Below are 22,623 nucleotides of genomic sequence, written 5' to 3'. Positions count from 1 at the left end.
GGTTTCAAACAAGCAGAATTTGGTTTTCAGGTAGCCTTACCAAGAACAGATAAATAGTTTTCAGGTAGCCTCAGGCATACACCGCTTCCAGCAGCATAAAGCAAGTGGAAAAGCGGCCGCTTTCGGGAATGTAGCACAGGATTTTCTGTCCGCGCCTAACATCCTCACGGCGCATAAACTCTTCCAAAATAATATAAATCGCCGCCGAGCCGGTGTTGCCTTTATAAGGCAGGTTGGTAAACCATTTCTCTTCGGCAATCGGCAGCCCGGCAGCGGCCAGGCCGTCGGCCAGTCGGTTGCGGAAGAAGCCGGAGGAATAGTGCGGCAAAAACCAATCAATCTCGTCCGACCGCAGGCCGTGCTTGGCAATCAGGCGGCGCAGCGGTTTTTCCGCCGTATAGGCGATAACATTTTCGTTCAACAGCTTCACATCCTGCTTCACCGCCATCAGGCTGCGTTCGGCGCATTCGTCGGCATCCACATCTTTCCAGCTCAGCCATTCCCCGCCCTGCCCCACTTCGCCGCCGGCATACATGCACACCGGCATCTCGTTGGCATACGATAGCAAATCCATCCAATGGATTTTCAAATTCAGCTGCCCGGCCAGCGGCTCGCTGCCCAGTTGTAACGCACCCGCGCCGTCTGAAAGCATCCAGCGCAAAAAATCCTTTTCAAACGCAATTTCCGGCTTGGCATCCTGCAGACGCAGGCTGTCGGTTTCGCTGCGGAAACGCTCGCCGCGCAATACTGCCGAAGCCGCTTCCGAAGCTGCCGCCACCGCTTCGCGGCATTCGCCCGTGCGCACCGCGCGTTCGGCCTGCTTCATCGCCGCCATCCCCGCCACGCACACCCCGGCCGTGCTCACCACTTCGCAGGGCGGAATTTCCGGCAGCAGGCCGTGCACCATCACCGCATGGCCGGGCATAATCTGGTCGGGATAAGACGTGCCGCAGCAGAGGCTGCCGATTTCGTCCGCCCGCAAGCCCTGCGCCAGTAAACCGCGCACCGCCAGTGCGGCCAGCTCCGTGTTGCTGTACGTGGCGCGGCGGGTGTGCGGGTCGATGGCGTAATAACGGGAGGTGATGGCATTGGAGCGCAAAATCATCTTGCGCACGCGAGAAGGCGTATCCCCCGACATGCCGAGCACCGCTTCCATTTCATCATTGCCCACCGGCAAGTTGGGCAGAAACGCAGCGGCGCGTTTGATATAAACATCTGATGGTTTGTGCAATTCCTGATTCCTTTGATTTATCTAAACGAGCGCAGGCATTTTCAGGTAGCCTATGGCGGACGGATAAAAGCTGTCCGAAACCGGGCAGTTAATGCCGAACAGCCTGAAACGTGAACATTTCAGGCTGTCGTAATTGTAATTTATTGTGCAAATTTTTCTAAGCCGCATTCTACGCGCGTTATTATAAATGTGAACCGCCTTAAGCCTCAAGTATCAATGCATCCAAACATATAGCCTCTCCGCAACAACCCTGCCAAGCCCATACCGCCCAAGCAGAATCATGACCAAAGTCCGTTTTCGGATAAAGCACACAGCCAACACCGCAAAGCAACAAAAAGGCTACCTGAAATTTTCAGGTAGCCTTTTTCTGCACAACACCCGCCTGCTTACTTCACCAATCGCAAAGCCTCGCCCAAACCGGTACGGCGGTAGTTTTTGCGCTGCACGGCGGCAGAGAGGGCGCTCATCCGGCCAGCGTAGCCGAAGCGGCGGCGGGCGCGGGTGATGGCGGTGTAGAGCAGGGTGCGGTCGAATAGGGCAGAATCGGCTTCATCGCCCAAGAGCCACACTTCTTGGTATTCCGAGCCTTGGCTTTTGTGTACGGTCATGGCGAAGGCGGTATCGTGCGCGGGCAATCGGCTGAGCGATACGGCGCGGAAGCCGCCGGCATCGGGAAAAAATGCAGCCAGCCCGTCGCCGTGCGGCAGCACGATGCCGATGTCGCCATTGAACACTTTCACCGCATAATCGTTTTCCGCCACCATCAGCACCTGCCCGGCAAACCAGCCCTGCTCCGACGCCCTGCCCTGCGCAGCCAAAAGCTTGCGGTATTCGCGGTTGAACTCTGCCGCCTGGCTGCGCCGCGCGCCCAGCACCACCAACTGCTGCTGGGCGGCGAAGCAGGCTGCCGGATCGCCGCTGCTTACCGCCTGCCAATAGGCTTCGTGCTGTTTGGCAAAGTGCCGCGCCAAGGCGGCGGGGGTTTCAGGTAGCCTGAACAAGTCGTCGGTGAAGCGGGCAAACGCAGCTTCGGCAGCGGCGGCCTCCCCGTTCACCACGGCCTGCGCCAATGCGCCCACACCACGCTGCGGGTCGAAACGGTGGCTATATTCCAGCCGCGCCACGTTGCCGGCCAGTGGCGGCGGGTTATCCCGCACCTCAAACGGCACACCTTCGGGCAGCCATTCTGCCAACTTAGCGACTTCTTCGGCGGTGAGCACGGTGGGCTGCGCCAGCACTGGCAGCACGGCGCCGATGCCCACAGGCGGCAGCTGGTTTTCGTCACCCAGCAAAATCAGGCGGCCACGCTCGGGAATGGCGCACAATAATTGGTGCAGCAGCGGCAAATCCAGCATGGAAGCCTCATCGGCCACCACAATATCAAATGGCAGCGGCTGCTCGCGGTCAAATTTCGAATAGCCGACTACTGGGTTCAGCTTCAGCAAACGGTGGACAGTTTGTCCTTCCAATGCCGTTAAATGCTGCAACACCTGCTCGCTGCCCAATTTAAAGCCACTCAACGCGCGGTGCAGCGAACGGGTCATGTGGGCGGCAGCCTTGCCGGTGGGGGCGGTGAGCGCGATGCGCGGCATCTCGGCCGCATCGGCACACAACAGCGCCAACAGCTTGGCCACCGTGGTGGTTTTGCCCGTGCCCGGCCCGCCGGTGACCAGCATCAGCGGCTGCAACACCGCCAGCGCGGCAGCCAGCCGCTGCCCGTTATGCCCGGCATCGGGAAACCAATCGCACAAACGCTGCCGCAGCCCGGCATTTTCAGGTAGCCTCACCCGACCGCGGGCAACCCGCCGCAATTCGGCAGCCACGCTGCGCTCCAGTGCAAACAGTCTGCCGCCAAACAGCCGCCGCCCGCGCAACACCAAAGGCGTGAACGCGCTGCCGTCGCCCACCACCGGCGCGGCCTGGCGCAACGCATCCGCCTCTTGCGGCGTAAGCGTGATGTAGCTGTGGCCGCCCTCTTGCGCGGCAAACAGTTCGTCCAGCAGCGGCAGCACCGGCTCGGCGGCCTGCGGTGCCAAACGCTGCAACACTCCGGCAGCGGCTTGGGCGGCGGGGTAACGGTATTCGGTCATGGCGGATTCTTTCAGGTAGCCCGGGCGGTAAACGCAGAAGCAGTGATTTTAATCCACTATAATAAGCGTTGCCCACGCCTTATCATCCTTCGGGCTACCTGAAACGGTTTTTGGCGGGTGAAAAGCGGATCGAAGCCCGTGTCAGATGCCCGGCTGATTTGCCTAAAATGATTCAGGGCAAGCTGTTTCAGATAGCCCGCCATTTATACATAGGACAAAATGTACACAGAATTAGATTTTTTTGCAATTTACCGAATTTACATCCCCGCTCCTTGCAGAATTTAGACATTTTGTGCATAATCCGTCCCAAAACCACACCAAGGAATAAACCCCATGAGCGCACAAACCCTCTACGACAAACTCTGGAACAGCCACATCGTCCGCGAAGAAGAAGACGGCACGGTGCTGCTGTATATCGACCGCCATCTGGTGCACGAAGTCACCAGCCCGCAGGCGTTTGAAGGCCTGAAAATGGCCGGCCGCAAGCTGTGGCGCATCGACAGCGTGGTCTCCACCGCCGACCACAACACGCCCACCGACCATTGGGACGAAGGCATCAAAGACCCGATTTCCAAGCTGCAAGTGGACACTTTGGACAAAAACATCAAAGAATTCGGCGCGCTGGCATATTTCCCGTTTAAAGACAAAGGCCAAGGCATCGTGCACGTGATGGGCCCCGAACAGGGCGCGACGCTGCCCGGCATGACCGTCGTCTGCGGCGACTCGCACACCAGCACCCACGGCGCGTTCGGCGCGCTGGCGCACGGCATCGGCACCAGCGAAGTGGAACACACCATGGCCACCCAGTGCATCACCGCCAAAAAGTCCAAATCCATGCTGATTGAAGTTTCAGGCAGCCTGAAACCGGGCGTAACCGCCAAAGACATCGCGCTGTATATCATCGGCCAAATCGGCACGGCAGGCGGCACGGGCTATGCGATTGAATTCGGCGGCGAAGCTATCCGCAGCCTCTCCATGGAAGGCCGCATGACCCTGTGCAACATGGCGATTGAAGCCGGCGCGCGCAGCGGCTTGGTGGCCGTGGACGACACCACAATCAACTATATTGAAGGCCGCAAATTCGCCCCCAAAGGCGCGGATTGGGACAAAGCCGTGGCCTACTGGCGCACGCTGGTGTCCGATGACGGCGCGCAATTTGACAAAGTGTATAAATTCAACGCCGAAGACATCGAACCGCAGGTAACGTGGGGCACATCGCCCGAAATGGTGCTGGGCGTGGACGGCAAAGTGCCGAATCCCGCCGACGAATCCGACGCGGTAAAACGTGCGGGCATGGAACGTGCCTTGGAATACATGGGCTTGGCCGCCGGCACGCCGCTGAATGAAATCCCCGTGGACGTGGTGTTTATCGGCTCGTGCACCAACAGCCGCATCGAAGATTTGCGCGAAGCCGCCGCCGTGGCCAAAGGCCGCAAAAAGGCGGACAACGTGAACCGCGTGCTGGTCGTGCCCGGCTCCGGCTTGGTGAAAGAGCAGGCGGAAAAAGAAGGCTTGGACAAAATCTTCACCGACGCAGGCTTCGAATGGCGCGAACCTGGCTGCTCCATGTGCCTCGCGATGAACGCCGACCGCCTCGCGCCGAAAGAACGCTGCGCCTCCACCTCCAACCGCAACTTTGAAGGACGGCAGGGCAACGGCGGCCGTACCCACCTCGTCAGCCCTGCGATGGCAGCGGCGGCGGCGGTGGCCGGGCATTTCGTGGATGTGCGCCAACTGGCCTGATGTTTTTGGCTTTGTTGGAAGCTGTGCTTTAGCTTCGCAGAAACTCAGCTTCCTTCGGAAACTTCGTTTTCAGGTAGCCTTTATCTACCTACCCCAAGCTACCTGAAAAAGTTAAAATGTCCCGCCTCAGGAAAACCAACTAATAAATTGAAACCCATGAAACTCCTCAAAACCGCCCTCCTCCTCGCCGCCCTAAGCCCCGCCCTGGCCGCCGCCGGGCCGATACCGGCAGACTGCCGCACGGCGATTAACGATTTCATCACCGTGCAAAGCTTCGTGGCCGCCTGCCCGTATATAGCCGAAAGCGAAATCCGCACCAAAACCCGTATCCGCCACATCTACGAAGGCCTCGCCCGTCAAAGCGCCTGCCAAGCAGACCCTGCCGCCTTGGCCGAACTGCGCCGCAAACACCCGGCCGCCCAGGTATTCGGTGCAGACGGCAAACGCCGCGCCTCCCGCGTTGAAATCGCCGCCTACTGCCGCAACCAGCGCCCGGAGCTTGCCCGAATCGTACGCCAATACAACCCCGAAGGCCGCCGCTAACCGGCCTGCCTGAAAAGTAAAATCTGATAAATTCAGGCTAAATCAGCCGTATGGATTGCTGTTTTGGCCGATAATATAGTGGATTAAATTTAAATCAGGACAAGGCGGCGAGCCGCAGACAGTACACACGTTACGGCAAGGCGAGTCAACGCTGTACTGGTTTAAATTTAATTCACTATAAAGCCACACGAGCCAATCGTGCATCTTTCAATTCTTCACATAAGGAGCTGAAAACATGAAACACCTTCTCATCCTCGCCATTACCGCCATCGGCCTCTCCGCCTGTTCCAGCACTTGGCACGGCGTAAAAGAAGACACCGCCAACAACATCGACCACACCCGCGAAGCCGTGCGCAAGGGCAGCAATGCCGTTGGCCGCGGTATTTCCCATGTGGGCGAGAAAATCGAAAACGCCACCGAGTAAACCAAGCATCCGGCAGGCCGAGCGCCTGCCGGAATGAAAATAGCATATAAATATAAGGTTACATTTTCAGGTAGCCTTTAAGCAAACCACAAAGACCCGCCATGAAAGCCTTTACCCAGCTCACTGCCATCGTCGCCCCGCTCGACCGCAATAATGTGGACACCGACGCCATTATCCCCAAACAATTCCTCAAATCCATTAAACGCAGCGGCTTCGGCGTGAACTGCTTCGACGAATGGCGTTATCTCGACCACGGCGAGCCGGGTATGGACAACAGCAAGCGCCCGCTCAATCCCGATTTTTCACTGAACCAGCCGCGCTACCAAGGCGCGCAAATCCTGCTCACGCGCAAAAACTTCGGCTGCGGCTCAAGCCGCGAACACGCCCCTTGGGCATTGGACGACTACGGCTTCCGTGCCGTCATCGCCCCTAGCTTTGCCGATATCTTCTTCAACAACTGCTACAAAAACGGCCTGCTGCCCATCGTGCTGACCGAAGAGCAAGTAGAAAAGCTGTTCCAAGAAACCTACGCCACCGAAGGCTACCGATTAAACATTGATTTGGAAAAACAGACCGTAACCACGCCAAGCGGCGAAACATTCCCTTTCGATATCACCGAACACCGCAAACACTGCCTCTTAAACGGCTTGGACGAAATCGGCCTGACCTTGCAGCATGCGGACGACATTAAAGCATTTGAAGCACAGCGCCGCCAAAGCCAACCTTGGCTGTTTAACGGCTGAAATGGCAGGCAGCCTATATCCCATGCGCAGACGTCGGTTGCCGGTGTTTTTTATTGCGCATAAAAGGAAACATGATGAAATTGAAATCTATCTATTGTTTGGCCGTCCTGTCGGCTGCTACCGTGCTGCCCGCACATGCCCAAAGCGTACGCAGCGAAGCGCAGGCGATTCGGCTCGTGTCCGAATCCGTGCCCCGCAATCATCTGGTCAGCCAGAAGCCCGAATGCCTGATGTTTATGGCCGAGAAAACCAGAAACGGCTATAGGGTGGACGTGCGCGAAAAACACGATGCCCAATGCGGCGGCGACCCAGCAACTGCTCCGCGTCTGCTCAGTTATGAAATCGACCGACGCAACGGAAAAATGAAAACCGATGCCGCCGCGCCCAATGGCGAATGGACGGGCGAATACCGCGCCATCGAGTGAAAATAATGTGCAGGCTGCTTTTCGATTGCCAAAAAGCAGCCTGCACTTTTACGGAGGCCTGATTGATGCGCCTGTGGCACCAAGCCCTTATCCCCCAACTCCCCCGCGCCCAACTGCTCGGCCAACACCGCGAATGCGCCGCCCTGCGCGGCAACAGCTGGGGCAGGCCTCATGCCACCGTAAACTACGTCTTCGCCCACAGCCCTTATCTGCTCTACGCCTACCACGTCCTCATCATGGACGAAATGCAGCAGCGCGGCTACCGGCCAGATCCCGCGTGGCGCGACAAAAACCATCGCGGCAACACCTGCCCACCCTATCCCGATTTGGCGGAAGAATCTGTCGGCAGCCCGATTTATGCCGAACACGACGATGACTACCTTGCCGAATGCTTGGCGAACCTGCGCAATAAAGGCATAGCCATCCAACCGGCTGTTTGACCCAACCATTTTTAGCTTCGCAGAAATTCGCTTCGCTCATTTTCAGGTAGCCTTATATGAAAACGCTAGCCGACCTCATCAACACCGCCGACCCTGCATGGCCGCTGATTCAAGAATGGCTTGCCGAAGCCGCCAATCCGGTGGAAGTCCTGCCGCGCGACCCGGCCGCCGCAGAAGCCGAACTGGTGAAAACCCAAGTAAGCACCCGTTCCGTGATGGGCGCGGTGGTGTATGAAAGCGGTGGCATCCTCATCGACCACGGCTGGCTGCGCATCCTAGGCTCGGGCAGCCCCCGCCTGCCGCGCGGCCAAGGCTATAACGAAGAGCGCGATATCGAATTTTTCCGCTGCACGCCGGAAACATGGTTTGATTTGGAAACAGGCGAATTTGCCCTCTTCTTCCCCAACGACGGCCACGCCCCGCTTGTGGGCCAGCCCGGGCAAACCATCCGCAAAGCGGTGTTTAAAATCCGCAGCACAGATTGCCGCATTAAGTAAGTTTTTCAGGTAGCCTTTATGTCTCCCGCTATCACGCACAATAATAAAATCAAATCACGCACCGCCCATTTTCAGGTAGCCTTCAGGCCGCCGGATAAACATTTCATAACAACAAAGGAATCGGAAAATGTCTTTCTTCAGCAAACTCTTCGGCCGCAAGCCGAAAACAATGGATTGGCGGCAGTTTATCCAACACTTTGCCGAGCACATCCGCCGCGATTGTGCCGTGGATGCGCAAATCGAATGGGGCGAAAGCCTTGAAGACACCGTGTTGCAGGTGGGCGAAGGCAAGCTCTATCTGGGCAACCACTACGCCCGCTATCTGCAATCCCCGGCTGATTTAGACACCCTCCTCGCCGCCAACGCCGCCGTGGTGCGGCAAATGATGGCCGAGCGGCCGCCGGCCCGTGCCGAGCAGGTATTCCCCGTGATTAAAAACGGCCTCTGGCTCGAACAGCTGCGGCAGGCTGCCCAAGTATCCGGCACCGAGCCCGAAGAATCCGTTATCTACCGCCCGATTGCCGGCGATTTGGTGCTGCTCTATATGCTCGACACCGGCGAAGCCATGCGCTCTTTCAGCCGCGAAGACGCCGTTGCCGCCGGCTTAGCCGACGATGCCGCCCTGCACCACACCGCCCTCGCCAACCTGCGCCAATATATGCAGGGCAAAATACAGATTGAGCACGTAGAGGAAAGCAGCCTCACCCAAATCCTGCTCGACAGCGACTACGACGCCTCCCTCATCCTGCTCTTAAACGAAATCCTGCCGAGCGACTCCGTGCTGCCCGCCAACCCCGTGCTGGCCATTCCCGCGCGCAACGTGCTGATTTTGTGCAACCCCTCCGACGAGGGCGCCATCGCCACCCTGAAGGTTGCCGCCGCACAGATTGCCGAAGAAGGCCCCTACACCATTTCCACCCTGCTCTACCAATACCACAACGGCGAAATCAGCCTGTTTCAGCCCCATTAAGGTTTTCAGGTAGCCTCTTTCATCTGAATGAAGCTGCCTAAAAATATAGTGGATTAACAAAAATCAGGACAAGGCGGCGAGCCGCAGACAGTACACACGTTACGGCAAGGCGAGCCAACGCTGTACTGGTTTAAATTTAATTCACTATAGTTATCCACCTTCTATAAAGGACTTACCCTCATGACCAAAAAACTAGCCATCCTCAAAGGCGACGGCATCGGCCCCGAAATCGTGCGCGAAGCCGTACGCGTGCTCGATAAATTGATTGAACAAGGCCTGGACGTATCCTACGAATACGCTCCTCTAGGCGGCGAAGCCTACGACCAATTCGGCAGCCCCTATCCCGAGTTCACGCAAACCCTGTGCCGCGCCGCCGATGCCGTGCTGCTTGGCGCAGTCGGTTCGCCCCAATACGACCAGCTTGACCGCCCGCTGCGCCCCGAACGCGGCCTCTTGTCCATCCGCAAAGATTTGAATTTGTTTGCCAACCTGCGCCCCGCCATTTTGTATAAAGAACTGGCCAACGCCTCCACGCTCAAACCCGAAATCGTCGCAGGCCTCGACATCCTCATCGTGCGCGAGCTCACCGGTGACATCTATTTCGGCGAACCGCGCGGCATCCGTACGCTGGAAAACGGCGAGCGCGAAGGCTTCAACACCATGCGCTACAGCGAAAGCGAAATCCGCCGCATCGCCCACGTTGCCTTCCGTGCCGCGCAGAAACGCAGCAAAAAAGTCTGCTCCGTGGGCAAAGCCAACGTGTTGGAAACCACCGAACTCTGGCGCGAAATCTTCGAAGAAATCGGCCAACAATACCCCGACGTTGAGCTTTCCCACATGTATGTGGACAACGCTGCCATGCAGCTCGTGCGCGCGCCCAAGCAATTCGACGTGATTGCTACCGGCAACATTTTCGGCGACATCCTCTCCGATGAAGCCTCCATGCTCACCGGCTCTATCGGCATGTTGCCCTCCGCCTCGCTGGACGAAAACGGCAAAGGCCTATACGAACCCTCGCACGGCTCCGCCCCCGACATCGCGGGGCAAAACAAAGCCAACCCGCTCGCTACCATCCTCTCGCTGGCCATGCTGCTGCGCTACAGCCTGAACGACGAAGCGCGCGCCGCACAGGTGGAAAACGCCGTGCAGAGAGTGCTGGAACAGGGGCTGCGCACTGCCGATATTTACGAACAAGGCACCACCATGCTCGTTTCCTGCTCCGAAATGGGCGATGCCGTGCTGGCCGCGTTATAATCCGCCGCCCCATCAGGCTACCTGAAAGCCGTTGCCAGCTTTCAGGTAGCCTCCCAACTATAGTGGATTAACAAAAATCAGGACAAGGCGGCGAGCCGCAGACAGCACACACGTTACGGCAAGGCGAGACAACGCTGTACTGGTTTTTGTTAATCCACTATATTTCAAACCACAAGGAAAACGAATGACTACCCTCCCACCCTGCCCGCAATGCCAATCCGAATACACCTATGAAGACGGCGCCAACCTCGTTTGCCCGGAATGCGCCCACGAATGGCCGGCCCAGGCCGATGCCGCTGCCGAGGCAGACGACACCCTCAGCGCAGTTGATGCCCACGGCACACCGCTGGCCAACGGCGATAGCGTAGTGCTGCTCAAAGACCTGAAAGTGAAAGGCAGCTCGCTGGTGCTCAAGCAAGGCACCAAAGTGAAAAACATCCGCCTGCAGGAAGGCGACCACGACATCGCCTGCAAAGTAAACGGCACCGCGCTCAACCTCAAATCCGAATTTGTGAAAAAGGCTTAGGCTGCCGAATAACCGAAGGCTACCTGAAAATAAATTTCTCAGCTCTTCCGAAACTTGGCAGAAACGATAGGTTATTCATCAATCGTGAAATGGGTTTCCAGCGATTGGCAAAATTTCAGGTAGCCTTCCTTCTTCCTGTTCTGTTCACCTTTGCGCCTCATGCCGGCGCGGGGCACTCATTTAGCTTCGCTGAAACTCGTCCTCCTTCGGAGACCTCGTTTTCTTTGCTTCGCCAAAGAAAGGAAGCAAAGAAAAGCGACTGCGGTTGCAGGTTTGGCTCCGCCAAACTTCCCTCACTGCACACGGTTTTTCTGGCAGGCTCGCAACTTGCGGCTATGCCGCTTCGAACACGCAAGCCCTTATTCCCCAAAAAACCGCGCTCCGTTCGGCTGCGCCAGCAGAGGGGTAGCAAGTTCAATAGGTTGATGGATAATTTCCTTTTTAGGATTTGTATATGAGGAAGGCTACCTGAAAATGATTTTTCAGGTAGCCTTCAATCCGCACGCCGCCTTTGTGCTAAACTCGCCCGCATCTTTCCACCCTTCTGATCTCCACCATCATGCCCGGCAACTCCTTCGGACAACTCTTCCGCATCACCACCTTCGGCGAAAGCCACGGTGCAGGCATCGGCTGCGTCATCGACGGCTGCCCGCCCGGCCTGCCTCTGGCCGAAGCCGACATCCAGCCCGACCTCGACCGCCGCCGCCCCGGCACCAGCCGCCACGTTACCCAGCGGCGCGAAGCAGACCAGGTGGAAATCCTCTCCGGCGTGTTTGAAGGGCGCACCACCGGCACACCCATCGCCCTTTTCATCCGCAACACCGACCAACGCAGCCGCGACTACGGCAACATCGCCCAACAATTCCGCCCCGGCCATGCCGACTACACCTATTGGCACAAATACGGCATCCGCGACTATCGCGGCGGCGGCAGAAGCTCCGCCCGTGAAACCGCCGCCCGCGTGGCTGCCGGTGCCGTGGCCAAAAAATGGCTGCGCGAGCAATTCGGCACCAAAATCGTCTGCTGGGTAAGCCAGGTGGGTGAGCTCGAAATCGCATTTGAAGGCGAAGAATTGATCGGCCAAAACCCCTTCTTTGCCGCCAATCAAAGCCAAATTGCCGACTTGGAAAACTACATGGACTCTGTGCGCAAATCGCTCGATTCCGTGGGCGCAAAACTGCATATTGAAGCGCGCAACGTCCCCGTCGGCCTCGGCGAGCCCGTGTTTGACCGACTGGATGCCGACATCGCCCACGCCCTGATGGGCATCAACGCCGTGAAAGCCGTGTCCGTCGGCGACGGCTTCGACGTGGTGCGCCAACGCGGCAGCCAACACGGCGACGAGCTCACGCCGCAAGGTTTCGCCAGCAACCATGCCGGCGGCATCCTCGGCGGCATTTCCACCGGCCAAACCATCCGCGCCGACTTCGCCGTGAAGCCCACCAGCTCCATCGCCACGCCGCGCCGCAGCATCGACATCCACGGCCAGCCCGTGATGCTCGAAACCCACGGCCGCCACGACCCCTGCGTCGGCCTGCGTGCCGCCCCCATCGCCGAAGCCATGCTCGCCCTCGTGCTCGCCGACCACGCCTTGCGCCACCGCGCCCAAAACGCCGATGTGCGCGTGATCACGCCCGATATCGCCAAACTGCAAAACGGTTGAAGGCTACCTGAAAAATAAACCCAGCCTTTTCAGGTAGCCCAACCCCGAGACCCATCATGCCCCGTATCCATGCCCTGCCCGACCACCTTGTGAACCAAATCGCCGCCGGCGAAGTGGTGGAACGCCCTGCCGCCGCGCTCAAAGAAATCATCGAAAACAGCATTGATGCCGGCGCCACCCGCATCCAAGTCGAGCTGGCCGGCGGCGGCATCCGCCTCATCCGCGTGGCCGACAACGGCAGCGGCATCCACGCCGACGACCTCCCGCTCGCCCTCTCCCGCCACGCCACCAGCAAAATCGCCTCGCTGCAAGATTTGGAACACGTGCGCAGCATGGGTTTTCGCGGCGAAGGGCTGGCCAGCATCGCCTCCGTGTCCCGCCTCACCCTCACCAGCCGCCAGGAAGGCAGCCCCGCCGCCCGCCAAGTGCGCGCCCGCGACGGGCAAATCGAACCCGCCGCCGCTACCGCCCACCCGGTGGGCACCAGCGTGGAAGTGGCCGACCTCTTTTTCAACACCCCCGCCCGGCGCAAATTCCTCAAATCCGAAAACACCGAATACGCCCACTGCGCCACCGTGTTCGACCGCCTCGCCCTGGCCAACCCGCACATCGCCTTCGAGCTCGTCCACAACGGCAAAACCACCGCTAAATATCCCGCCCAAAGCCAAAACGAGCGCATCGCCGCCGTGCTGGGTGCGGATTTTCAGGCCGCCTCCCTGCCCATCGACAGCGGCAACGGCATCCTCCGTTTGCACGGCCTCATTGCCAAACCCACCTTCGCCCAAGGCCGCAGCAGCCAGCAATACTGTTTTGTAAACAACCGATTCGTGCGCGACAAAGTGATGCTGCACTCCGCCAAACAGGCCTACCGCGACGTACTGCACCAGCAAATCACCCCCGCCTTCGTGCTGTTTCTCGAGCTGCCGCCCGAAATGGTGGACGTGAACGTGCACCCCACCAAAACCGAAATCCGCTTCCGCGACAGCCAGGCCGTACACCAACTGGTGTTCCACACCCTGAACAAAGCGCTGGCCGACACCCGCGCCAACCAAACCGACAGCGTGAGCAACGCCGGCAGCCTGCTGCAACACATCCACAGCCAAAGGCTACCTGAAAGCGAGCAAGGCGAGCTTCTGCGCAGCAAAAACGAGCACAGCGGGTTGAGCCAAAACGAGCATAACGAGTTTCTGCCAGGCAATACGTCAAACCCGGTTTCAGGTAGCCCGAACGCCCGCACCCCCGTTGCTTACAGCTCCGCCCGCGCCCCGCAGCAGCAACGCCTTACCCTGCAAGAAAGCCGCACCGCCTGGCAAACCTATGCCGAGCTCTACAAACCCAGCGGCAGCGAAGACCCCGAGCTTGCCGCCCTCGAACAAAGCCGCTTCGCATCAAGCGCGGAAGCCGCCCGGCTACCTGAAAACCATGCCGAAGAACACCCGCTGGGCTTCGCCATCGCCCAACTGCTCGGTATTTATATCCTGGCTCAAGCCGAAAACAGCCTGCTCTTAATCGACATGCACGCCGCTGCCGAGCGCGTGAACTACGAAAGAATGAAAGCCCAGCGCCAAAGCTATGGCAGCCTGCACAGCCAGCAGCTGCTCATTCCCGTGAGCTTCGAAGCCGGCCACGAAGAAATGGCCGCCCTGGCCGAACACGCCGATTTGCTGCGCCAATACGGCCTCGACTGCTCCGCCGTGGGCAGCCACACCATCGCTGTGCGCGCCGTGCCGCAGATGCTGGGCAAAGCCCATATTCCCGAGCTCGCCCGCAGTATGCTGCAAGAAGCCGCCCACACCGGCAGCATCCACACCGTGGAAGAGCGCGAAAACCGCATCCTCAGCACCATGGCCTGCCACGGCTCCGTGCGCGCCGGCCGCCGCCTCACCCTGCCCGAAATGAACGCCCTGCTGCGCGACATGGAAAACACCCCCCGCAGCAACCAATGCAACCACGGCCGCCCCACCTGGGTGAAACTCACCCTCGCCGACCTGGATGCCCTGTTCCTGCGCGGGCAATAGGCAGCCTGCCCATGCGGCAGACGAAAGGCTACCTGAAAACAGGATAAACTGTTTTTCAGGTAGCCTTTCTTAGTCTGAAGGGAATGGGAAACGCATATATAGTGAATTAACAAAAACCAGTACAGCATTGGCTCGCCTTGCCGTAATGTGTGTACTGTCTGCGGCTCGCCGCCTTGTCCTGATTTTTGTTAATCCGCTATAGCGCCCGGCCAACGTCAGCCTCTCCGCCGCCGCAGTCCGGGCACTCACCCCAAGCTGCTCCCGCCACATTACGTTTACACAAGATTTTCAGGTAGTCTCTATCGCAGCAAAAAAGGCTACCTGAAACCTTCAGGTAGCCTTTGATTAGCGAATCAAACCGGATTATGCCAAGCCTTTGGCTTTCAGCACTTCCAGCATGGTGCTGCCCAATTCGGCCGGGCTGCGGGTGTAGGCCACGCCTGCTTTTTCGAAGGCACGGAATTTCTCTTCCGCCGTGCCTTTGCCGCCGGAGATGATGGCACCGGCATGACCCATGCGTTTGCCTTTGGGCGCGGTAACGCCGGCAATGTAGCCCACCACCGGTTTGGACACGTTCGACTGGATGAACTCGGCCGCTTCTTCTTCGGCCGTGCCGCCGATTTCGCCGATCAGGATGATGGCTTCGGTTTGCGGGTCTGCTTCAAACAGTTTCAGCGCGTCGATTTGGTTCATGCCCGGAATCGGGTCGCCGCCGATGCCGATGCAGGTGGATTGGCCGAGGCCGAGCTTGGTGGTTTGCGCCACGGCTTCATAAGTGAGCGTGCCGGAACGGGAGATGATGCCGATTTTGCCGGGTCGGTGGATGTGGCCGGGCATAATGCCGATTTTGCATTCGCCGGGGGTAATCACGCCGGGGCAGTTCGGACCCACCAGGCGGGTGCCGTTGCCGTTGGTTTCGAGATAGCGTTTGGCTTTGAGCATGTCCAGCGTGGGCACGCCTTCGGTAATCACCACCACCAGTTTCACGCCGGAATCCACGGCTTCCACGATGGAATCGAGCACGAAGGGCGCGGGCACATAAATCACGGAGGCATCGGCACCGGTTTCGCGCACGGCTTCGTTCATGGTGTTGAACACGGGCAGGCCCAGATGGGTTTGGCCGCCTTTGCCGGGGGTAACGCCGCCCACCACTTTGGTGCCGTAGGCAATCGCTTGTTCGGAGTGGAAAGTACCGTTCTTACCGGTAAAACCCTGTACCAATACTTTGGTGTCTTTATTAATCAATACGCTCATTCTGTTCTCCTTAGGCGTTTACGGCGGCAACAATTTTCTCGGCGGCGTCGTTCAGGCCGTCGGCGGAAGTGAGTTTCAGGCCGGATTCGTTCAGAATCTTCGCGCCCAATTCAGCGTTGTTGCCTTCGAGGCGCACCACCACGGGCACGGTTACGTTCACTTCTTTCACGGCGGCCACAATGGCTTCGGCAATCATATCGCAGCGAACGATACCGCCGAAAATGTTGATCAGCACGCCTTTCACGGATTTGTCTTCCAAAATCAGCTTGAAGGCTTCCACCACGCGTTCTTTGGTGGCACCGCCGCCCACGTCGAGGAAGTTGGCCGGCTGACCGCCTTTGAGCTTGATGATGTCCATGGTGGCCATCGCCAAGCCGGCGCCGTTTACCATACAGCCGATATTGCCTTCCAGCGCCACATAGTTCAGCTCAAATTCGGAAGCTTTCAGCTCGCGCTCGTTTTCTTGCGATTTGTCGCGCAGCTCGGCGATTTTCGGCAGGCGGTACAAAGCATTGCCGTCGATGCCCACTTTCGCGTCCACGCAGGCCAGGCTGCCGTCTTCGCGCACGCTCAACGGGTTGATTTCAAACAGGGCGAAATCGTTTTCGATGAAGGCTTGGTAGGCGCCGGTCATCAGTTTCACAAACTGGCCGACTTGTTTGTCTTTCAAGCCCAGCTTGAAGGCCACTTCGCGGGCTTGGCAGGGCTGCAGGCCCACCAGCGGGTCCACCACGGTTTTGAAGATTTTTTCCGGAGTTTCTTCGGCTACTTTTTCAATTTCCACACCGCCTTCGGTGGAAGCCATAAACACCACGCGGCGCGCGGCACGATCCACCACCGCGCCCAAATAGAGCTCGGTTTGTACCGGATACATATCTTCACATACCAACACGCTGTTTACCGGCTGGCCGTTGGCATCGGTTTGATAAGTAATCAGATTGGTGCCAATCAGGCTTTCAGCCACCTGTTTGGCCTCATCGCGGCTTTTCACCACTTTCACGCCGCCCGCCTTACCGCGCCCGCCGGCGTGCACTTGGGCTTTAATCACAGCGAATTTGCCGCCCAATTTATCGAATGCGGCGGCAGCTTCTTCGCCGTTGGCGGCCAAAATCCCACCCTGAACCGGCAAACCATAGCCCGCAAGCAGCTCTTTTGCTTGATATTCATGTAGATTCATCAAAGTTCCCTCAGTTAGGTTAAACACAGTTTGCCACCGTGAAAGCGGCAAGGATCGAATTCAAAACCAGCTTTGATAATGCAGGGCGAAGTATAGACGAAACCCGCAGACAACATCAGCGCAATTTTGTTAGAACAAGTAAATGGGAGATGTATAAACGACAGTCCGGCCATACACGGACTATACGGGGAGGATAAAGCGCAAAGTTTCAGGTAGCCTGGAAGATTCTTGCAGGGTAGGCATAAATGCGCGGGCGGTTTTAGATAGCCTTTCCCGTCGCAGGCCATGTAGGGTGCGTGCGGAACGCACGCACGCGGCTTTGGAATAACACGGGCAACGGCGTGCGTGCCTGCGGCACGCACCCTACGCACCGCGCAAACTTTCCTGTAAGAAAGGCTACCTGAAATTTTTCAGGTAGCCTTTCTTCCCCGCCCTAGCGTTCGCTCAAGTTCAAATAATGCCGACTGCCGCGCATATTGGCGATGGCGTGCAGCAGCAGTTGGAAGTGGTCGGGATTGTTCACGAAATCCAGCTCTTCGGTGTTGGCAATCAGCAGCGGGGCGCGGTCGTAGAGGTAGAAATAGCGGTGGTATTCCTCGTGCACCTGCTGCAGGTAGCCGGGCGGGAACAGGTTGATGTGGTTGTCGCCCCGGCTGCGCAGCTGCGCTTCAGCAGCTCCAGCGCTGGTTTGCAGGTAAATTACCAAATCGGGCACGGGAATTTCGGGCATGATTTTTTGCTTGAGCTGCCAATACAGCGCCTGCTCGTCTTCACGCAGGATGGTGGGCACGAAAATCTGGTCTTTTTCCAGCAGGAAATCGCTCACCACGCGCTGCATGCTGTGGTTGGCGTTGCCGATTTCGTCGGCGGCGGCAATGAGGTTGAGCGTTTCGGTGCGGCGCATCAGGAAGTAGAGTTCGGCGGCCAGGCCGTGGTTGGCGGCATTGAGGTAGAACTGTTCCAAAAACGGGTTTTGCTCGGGCTGCTCGCTGATGAGGGTGCAGCCGAAATGCTCGGCCAGCTTGCGGCTGAGCGGGGATTTGCCGCTGCCGATGGGGCCTTCCACAACGATGTAGCGGTAGTCTGCCTGCATGGTTTCTCCTTGGAATGTTTCAGGTAGCCTTTCGGGGGTCAGGCAGCCTATTGAAGGCTACCTGAAAAATTTAACTCTCTGTTTCATCTAAACGTTGCACGCCTTCATTGCCCAGCGTGGCGGCCAGCTCGGCAGCGGTGGCGGTTTGGCCGGGCAGGATGTGCCGCGGGGCGATTTCGGCCAGGGGAATCATCACGAAGCCGCGCTGATGGGCGCGCGGGTGCGGCAGCTGCAAGGCGGGGCTGTCGAGCGTTTGGCCGGCGTAGTCGATTAAGTCCAAATCCAGCGTGCGCGGGGCATTGCGGAAGCTGCGCACGCGGCCGGCGGCGGCTTCGGTTTGGTGCAGCAGCGCGAGCAGTTCGGCAGCGGGCAAATCGGTGGCCAGCAACGCCACGGCGTTGATGAAGTCGGGCTGGTCGGCATAGCCCACCGGCGCGGTGCGGTAAAACGAGGAAGCAGCCAGCACCTGCACTTGCGGATGCGCAGCCAGCGCGGCCAGCGCGTTTTGCAGCTGGGAAACGGGCTGTTCGAGGTTGCTGCCCAAGGCAATAATGGCTTGCTTCATTTGGCGTTTTTAATCATGGAGTGATTGGAATCGGGCTACCTGAAAACGGAGTCGGCGGGATTTTCAGGTAGCCTGTGAGTAAGGTCGGATTTGGGTGTCCAACCTACGGCTGCTTATTTCACTTTTACAAATAGCTCATCGATATGTTCTTTGCTCCAGCCGTGTGTTTTACCCATTTCAATCAAGCCATCTTTGATTAGGGAGATAATAACCTTGCGGCTTTCGTCTTCATCGCCCCCCACAATTTTGTCGGTATCCACAAAAAATAAGAAACCGAGTTGGAGTGGCTGCCCATGCTGTTTTGGATCATCTGTTAAGAATAAATATAGCTTCCCATATTCTTTAGATACAAATCTTGGAATTAAAAGCCCTATATCATTCACTACATGGACAATAGGCATTAACGTATCTATTTCAATTGGTGAATCCCATAAATAATTAGGGTCGGCAGCAAGCCTACACATCTTTCTACCCATAAATATCCTCCTAATAACTTTTAAAATTAACTTCGCTTAATTGGTAAAATATTCCTAGGAAACTAATATTTATTTTCTCTCCATGCATACCCGGATTTAAATCCATTTTCCTTTGTTTAGAAGGCGAATATTTAATTTATCTACCTAGTCCTAATTTTTATTCAATACCTTTGCCAATTAACAAGCGTAGCGTGGACAAAACAACCGCAAGATGGGCATGTATGCCAAGATGGTTTTCAGGTAGCCTTTGTAATGAAGTGTCAGATTCGGGAATCCGGCTTACGGCTGCTTCAACCCAATGCCGCCTATTCGGCCGCGCCTTTATCTACCGCGCCTGTTTTCTTCTTGCGCCGGCGGCGGCGTTTTTTGGCGGGGGCATCGCCGCTGTCGGGGCGTTGTTCGGCGGCTTGAATCATCTGCTTGCGCTGTTCTTCGTCGGCCTCTTGGAACGCTGTCCACCAGTCGGCAACGCCCTGCTCCACTTCGCCGGCGCGGGCGCGCAGCAGCAGGAAATCGTAAGCGGCGCGGAAACGGGGCTGGGCGAGCAGGCGGAAGGGGCGGGCGCCGCGCCGGTGCTCAAATTGGGGCTGGAACTGCCAGATTTCGCGCATCGAGGCGGTGAAGCGGTGCGGCACGCCCCAGCCTTTTTCCATGTGGGCGCGGGTTTCGGCTACGGCGGCGCTGAGTGCGGGCATGGTTCTGAGCCCGCTATTCTGAACGCGCTGCCAGGCTTCGCGCACCTGCGGCCACAATACGGCGGCCAGCACAAAGCCCACGGATACGCCTTGGTCGGCGCGCAGGCGGCTGTCGGTGCTGTTGAGGGCAAGCGCCACGATGCCGCGCCCTTGGTTTTCAGGTAGCCTTTCCAAGGCGCAGGCAAGCAGGGGGTGCACGCTTTGGCCGTCCATGCCCAGGGCCTGCATCTGTTTGAGGCAATCGATGGCCGCGCCGGAAAACAGGAGTTTCATCACTTCGTCGAACAGGCGCGCCAGCGGCTCTTTAGGCAACAGGTGCAGGCATTCGGCAATCGGCGCGGCGGTGTCGGGGGCTACCTGAAAACCGAGTTTGCCGGAAAGCCGGGCGGCGCGCAGCATGCGCACCGGGTCTTCCTGATAGCGTGCACGGGCGTCGCCGATCATCACCAGGCGCTTGGCGCGGATATCGGCCACGCCGTGGTGGAAATCGGTGATTTCCCCGCGCGCGGGGTTGTAATACAGGGCGTTGCAGGTGAAATCGCGGCGGGCGGCGTCTTGCTCCATGCTGCCGTAGCTGTTGTCTTGCATGATGCGGCCGTGTTCGTTTTGCCGCGCGGGGCGGCTGCCGCCGCGGAAGGTGGTAACTTCTATCGTTTCCGGCCCCACCATCACGTGCACAATCTGAAAGCGGCGGCCGATGATGCGGCTGCGGCGGAATACTTTGCGCACTTCTTCAGGGCGGGCGTTGGTGGCCACGTCGAAATCTTTCGGCTCGACACCCAAAAGCAAATCGCGCACCGCGCCGCCCACCACATAAGCCTCAAAACCGGCCTGCTGTAACCGCGACACCACCTTTTCCGCCGCATAGCTGATCCCGTCCGGCGTGATGCCGTGTTCGTTTTGCGGCAGCACCTGTTTGTGCGAATGCGTTGCGGCGGCTTCAGGTTTGCCCGGCAGGATTTTGCGCAGCCATCTAGTCAGCATAGGATGTGTTCTCTTCTTGTTTTTCAGGTAGCCTGCGGTGTGCGCGCAGGCGCGTGTTTCAGATAAAGTGCGCAGTATAACCTTTCGCCGCAACGGCTGCCAAACCAAGCGCTTTCCGTTATAATCGCCGCTACCCCGCACCACAGGAAAACACACCATGTATAACTACCAATCCGACGCCACCCAGTTCCTGCAAAAATACATCGAAGAACACCCCGAAGAGCAAGAACGCCGCCTCCAAAACCGCGGCCTGTTGTGGGATGTCGAGCTCAACCCCGAAGAGCAGGCCGATTTCGCCGCCGGCAAAGTCGCTAAAAAACCCTACACCTACTATTCCTACTAAACCCCGCACCGCGCCATGACCGCAGCCACCGCCCATCTGCCCCCCGGCCTTGCAGGCTACCTGAAAAGCATCAACCCGCCCGAAGCAGAAGTGTTGCAACGCCTGCGCCAAACCACCGCGCAGCACCGCATGGGCAAAATGCACCTGGCCGCCGAGCAAGCCCAGCTCCTCGCCTTTCTCATGCAGCTCATCCGCGCCGAACGCTGCCTAGAAATCGGCGTGTTCACCGGCTACAGCAGCACCGCCGTCGCCCTCGCCCTGCCCGAACACGGCCGCCTCACCGCCTGCGACATCAACATCACCTACACCAACACCGCGCGTCGCTTCTGGCGCGAAGCCGGCGTGGAGCACAAAATCGAGCTCCACCTCCAGCCTGCCCTCATCACACTCGACCAACTCATCGAACAAGGCCGCAGCGGCAGCTACGATTTCGCCCTGATCGACGCCGACAAACCGCCCACCGCCCACTACTACGAACGCTGCCTCACCCTGCTGCGCCCCGGCGGCCTCATCGCCATCGATAATCTCCTGCTCGGCGGCCGCGTGTATCAAGAAAATGCCGAACCCGCGCCCGAATCCATCGAGCGCATCCGCGCCTTCAACCAATCCCTGCAAACCGACCCCCGCGTAGCCGCCCTCACCCTGCCCCTGGGCGACGGCCTCACCCTGCTGCGCAAACGTCATCCCGAGGAAACCCCATGCGCCTAATCATCCCCGCCGCCCTCTGCGGCCTCGCCGCCTGCACCGCCCTGCCCCCCGCGCCGACAACCCCTGCCGACAACCCCCAGTCCCCGCAGCGCATCGAAACCGAGCTCAACGCCCACAACCAGCAAATCGGCCAACTGCAACAGCAAGTTGCCGAACTGCGCAGCCAAATCAGCGAGCTGCAACAACGCCAGCAGCAGCTCGCCCAACTCCTCGACACCCGAGCCGCAGCCCGCCGCAGCACCAGCCATATCAGCGCCGAGCCCGCCGCTCCGGCTGAAAACCCGCAAGAACAAGCCTACCAGCAAGCCCTGCAACTCTACCGCAGCGGCCTCTACAATCAGGCCCTGCAACAACTGCGCTTTGCCGAACGCAGCGGCAGCGGCGGCCGCACCGAGCAAAACGCCCTCTTTCTGCTGATGCAGAGCCACGAAAAACTGCGCAACTGCGAATCCGTCATACTCACCGGCCAACGCTTCGCCACCCGCTTCGCCGCCAACCCCAAAGCCGCCGAAGCCCTCTACAGCGTCGGCAGCTGCCAATGGGGCATGCAGCAGCGCGACATCGCCCGCGTTACCTGGCGCAAGCTGATACAAACCTACCCCAACAGCCCAGCCGCCCGCCGCGCCGGGCAGCGCATACAGAACAACCGTTGATGAATGAGGCTGCCTGAAACCTGAGCGGCGCTTCTCAAATATTGTTGTTCCTATTGATTTTTTATTTTCAGGTAGCCTTTGCCATACCGCGGAAGGCTACCTGAAAAA

The 22,623-nt window shown here is 58.5% G+C and carries 23 protein-coding genes; 15 read left to right on the top strand and 8 right to left on the bottom strand.

Features of this window, described 5'->3' with window-relative positions:
• Positions 1-70: 70 nt before the first annotated feature.
• Positions 71-1,231 (bottom strand): beta-ketoacyl-ACP synthase III, encoded by a 1,161-nt coding sequence (locus ELB75_RS04965; protein WP_126982977.1) that lies wholly within the window; start codon positions 1,229-1,231, stop codon positions 71-73.
• 386 nt (positions 1,232-1,617) lie between these two features.
• Positions 1,618-3,321 (bottom strand): exodeoxyribonuclease V subunit alpha, encoded by a 1,704-nt coding sequence (gene recD, locus ELB75_RS04960; protein ID WP_126982976.1) that lies wholly within the window; start codon positions 3,319-3,321, stop codon positions 1,618-1,620.
• Positions 3,322-3,654: 333 nt separating this feature from the next.
• Between recD and leuC the strand changes: the two genes are divergently transcribed.
• From leuC to mutL, 12 genes are all read left to right on the top strand, one after another.
• Positions 3,655-5,064, top strand: a complete 1,410-nt coding sequence (gene leuC, locus ELB75_RS04955) for a 3-isopropylmalate dehydratase large subunit (protein ID WP_126982975.1) — start codon at positions 3,655-3,657, stop codon at positions 5,062-5,064.
• A 156-nt stretch (positions 5,065-5,220) separates the two neighbouring features.
• Positions 5,221-5,607, top strand: a complete 387-nt coding sequence (locus ELB75_RS04950) for a hypothetical protein (RefSeq protein WP_126982974.1) — start codon at positions 5,221-5,223, stop codon at positions 5,605-5,607.
• A 235-nt stretch (positions 5,608-5,842) separates the two neighbouring features.
• A complete protein-coding gene (locus ELB75_RS04945; protein ID WP_070633170.1) occupies positions 5,843-6,031 on the top strand; it encodes a hypothetical protein in 189 nt (62 codons plus the stop codon).
• A 101-nt stretch (positions 6,032-6,132) separates the two neighbouring features.
• A complete protein-coding gene (leuD, locus tag ELB75_RS04940; protein WP_126982973.1) occupies positions 6,133-6,774 on the top strand; it encodes a 3-isopropylmalate dehydratase small subunit in 642 nt (213 codons plus the stop codon).
• A gap of 71 nt (positions 6,775-6,845) precedes the next feature.
• Positions 6,846-7,199, top strand: a complete 354-nt coding sequence (locus ELB75_RS04935; protein ID WP_126982972.1) for a hypothetical protein — start codon at positions 6,846-6,848, stop codon at positions 7,197-7,199.
• Between the two features lie 65 nt (positions 7,200-7,264).
• Entirely contained in the window at positions 7,265-7,639 is a 375-nt protein-coding gene (locus ELB75_RS04930; RefSeq protein WP_126982971.1) for a TIGR02328 family protein, read from the top strand.
• Positions 7,640-7,695: 56 nt separating this feature from the next.
• Complete coding sequence (locus tag ELB75_RS12855) at positions 7,696-8,136, top strand: YhcH/YjgK/YiaL family protein (protein WP_126982970.1); 441 nt, start codon at positions 7,696-7,698, stop codon at positions 8,134-8,136.
• A gap of 127 nt (positions 8,137-8,263) precedes the next feature.
• Positions 8,264-9,106 carry a DUF1444 family protein gene (locus ELB75_RS04920; RefSeq protein ID WP_126982969.1) on the top strand — a complete coding sequence of 281 codons (843 nt, stop codon included), beginning with the start codon at positions 8,264-8,266 and terminating at the stop codon, positions 9,104-9,106.
• A gap of 180 nt (positions 9,107-9,286) precedes the next feature.
• Positions 9,287-10,360 (top strand): 3-isopropylmalate dehydrogenase, encoded by a 1,074-nt coding sequence (gene leuB, locus ELB75_RS04915; protein ID WP_126982968.1) that lies wholly within the window; start codon positions 9,287-9,289, stop codon positions 10,358-10,360.
• 184 nt (positions 10,361-10,544) lie between these two features.
• Positions 10,545-10,886 (top strand): zinc ribbon domain-containing protein YjdM, encoded by a 342-nt coding sequence (locus tag ELB75_RS04910; RefSeq protein WP_126982967.1) that lies wholly within the window; start codon positions 10,545-10,547, stop codon positions 10,884-10,886.
• A 559-nt stretch (positions 10,887-11,445) separates the two neighbouring features.
• A complete protein-coding gene (gene aroC / locus ELB75_RS04905; protein WP_126982966.1) occupies positions 11,446-12,549 on the top strand; it encodes a chorismate synthase in 1,104 nt (367 codons plus the stop codon).
• A gap of 56 nt (positions 12,550-12,605) precedes the next feature.
• Positions 12,606-14,567 carry a DNA mismatch repair endonuclease MutL gene (mutL, locus tag ELB75_RS04900; protein ID WP_126982965.1) on the top strand — a complete coding sequence of 654 codons (1,962 nt, stop codon included), beginning with the start codon at positions 12,606-12,608 and terminating at the stop codon, positions 14,565-14,567.
• 363 nt (positions 14,568-14,930) lie between these two features.
• Here the strand turns inward: mutL and sucD are convergent, their stop codons facing one another.
• The 6 genes from sucD to pcnB all read right to left on the bottom strand — a co-directional run bounded on the left by sucD (position 14,931) and on the right by pcnB (position 20,811).
• Complete coding sequence (gene sucD / locus ELB75_RS04895; protein WP_064104584.1) at positions 14,931-15,821, bottom strand: succinate--CoA ligase subunit alpha; 891 nt, start codon at positions 15,819-15,821, stop codon at positions 14,931-14,933.
• A gap of 10 nt (positions 15,822-15,831) precedes the next feature.
• Positions 15,832-16,998 carry an ADP-forming succinate--CoA ligase subunit beta gene (gene sucC / locus ELB75_RS04890; protein WP_126982964.1) on the bottom strand — a complete coding sequence of 389 codons (1,167 nt, stop codon included), beginning with the start codon at positions 16,996-16,998 and terminating at the stop codon, positions 15,832-15,834.
• A gap of 433 nt (positions 16,999-17,431) precedes the next feature.
• Entirely contained in the window at positions 17,432-18,091 is a 660-nt protein-coding gene (locus ELB75_RS04885; RefSeq protein ID WP_126982963.1) for a deoxynucleoside kinase, read from the bottom strand.
• Positions 18,092-18,161: 70 nt separating this feature from the next.
• Entirely contained in the window at positions 18,162-18,656 is a 495-nt protein-coding gene (gene folK, locus ELB75_RS04880; RefSeq protein ID WP_126982962.1) for a 2-amino-4-hydroxy-6-hydroxymethyldihydropteridine diphosphokinase, read from the bottom strand.
• A gap of 113 nt (positions 18,657-18,769) precedes the next feature.
• Positions 18,770-19,132, bottom strand: a complete 363-nt coding sequence (locus ELB75_RS04875; protein ID WP_126982961.1) for a hypothetical protein — start codon at positions 19,130-19,132, stop codon at positions 18,770-18,772.
• A gap of 305 nt (positions 19,133-19,437) precedes the next feature.
• A complete protein-coding gene (pcnB, locus tag ELB75_RS04870) occupies positions 19,438-20,811 on the bottom strand; it encodes a polynucleotide adenylyltransferase PcnB (protein ID WP_126982960.1) in 1,374 nt (457 codons plus the stop codon).
• A 157-nt stretch (positions 20,812-20,968) separates the two neighbouring features.
• Between pcnB and ELB75_RS04865 the strand changes: the two genes are divergently transcribed.
• Genes ELB75_RS04865 through ELB75_RS04855 form a run of 3 tightly spaced genes read left to right on the top strand, consistent with a single transcriptional unit; the run spans position 20,969 to position 22,515 of the window.
• Positions 20,969-21,154, top strand: a complete 186-nt coding sequence (locus ELB75_RS04865) for a DUF3460 family protein (protein ID WP_003823186.1) — start codon at positions 20,969-20,971, stop codon at positions 21,152-21,154.
• Between the two features lie 15 nt (positions 21,155-21,169).
• Positions 21,170-21,862 (top strand): class I SAM-dependent methyltransferase, encoded by a 693-nt coding sequence (locus tag ELB75_RS04860; protein ID WP_126982959.1) that lies wholly within the window; start codon positions 21,170-21,172, stop codon positions 21,860-21,862.
• Entirely contained in the window at positions 21,853-22,515 is a 663-nt protein-coding gene (locus ELB75_RS04855) for a tetratricopeptide repeat protein (protein WP_126982958.1), read from the top strand. Before ELB75_RS04860 ends, ELB75_RS04855 begins: the two co-directional genes overlap by 10 nt.
• Positions 22,516-22,623: the final 108 nt, after the last annotated feature.

It is taken from the genome of Eikenella corrodens, from assembly GCF_003990355.1.
Lineage (GTDB): Bacteria > Pseudomonadota > Gammaproteobacteria > Burkholderiales > Neisseriaceae > Eikenella > Eikenella corrodens_B.
This window is presented reverse-complemented; position numbering and strand designations above follow the sequence as displayed.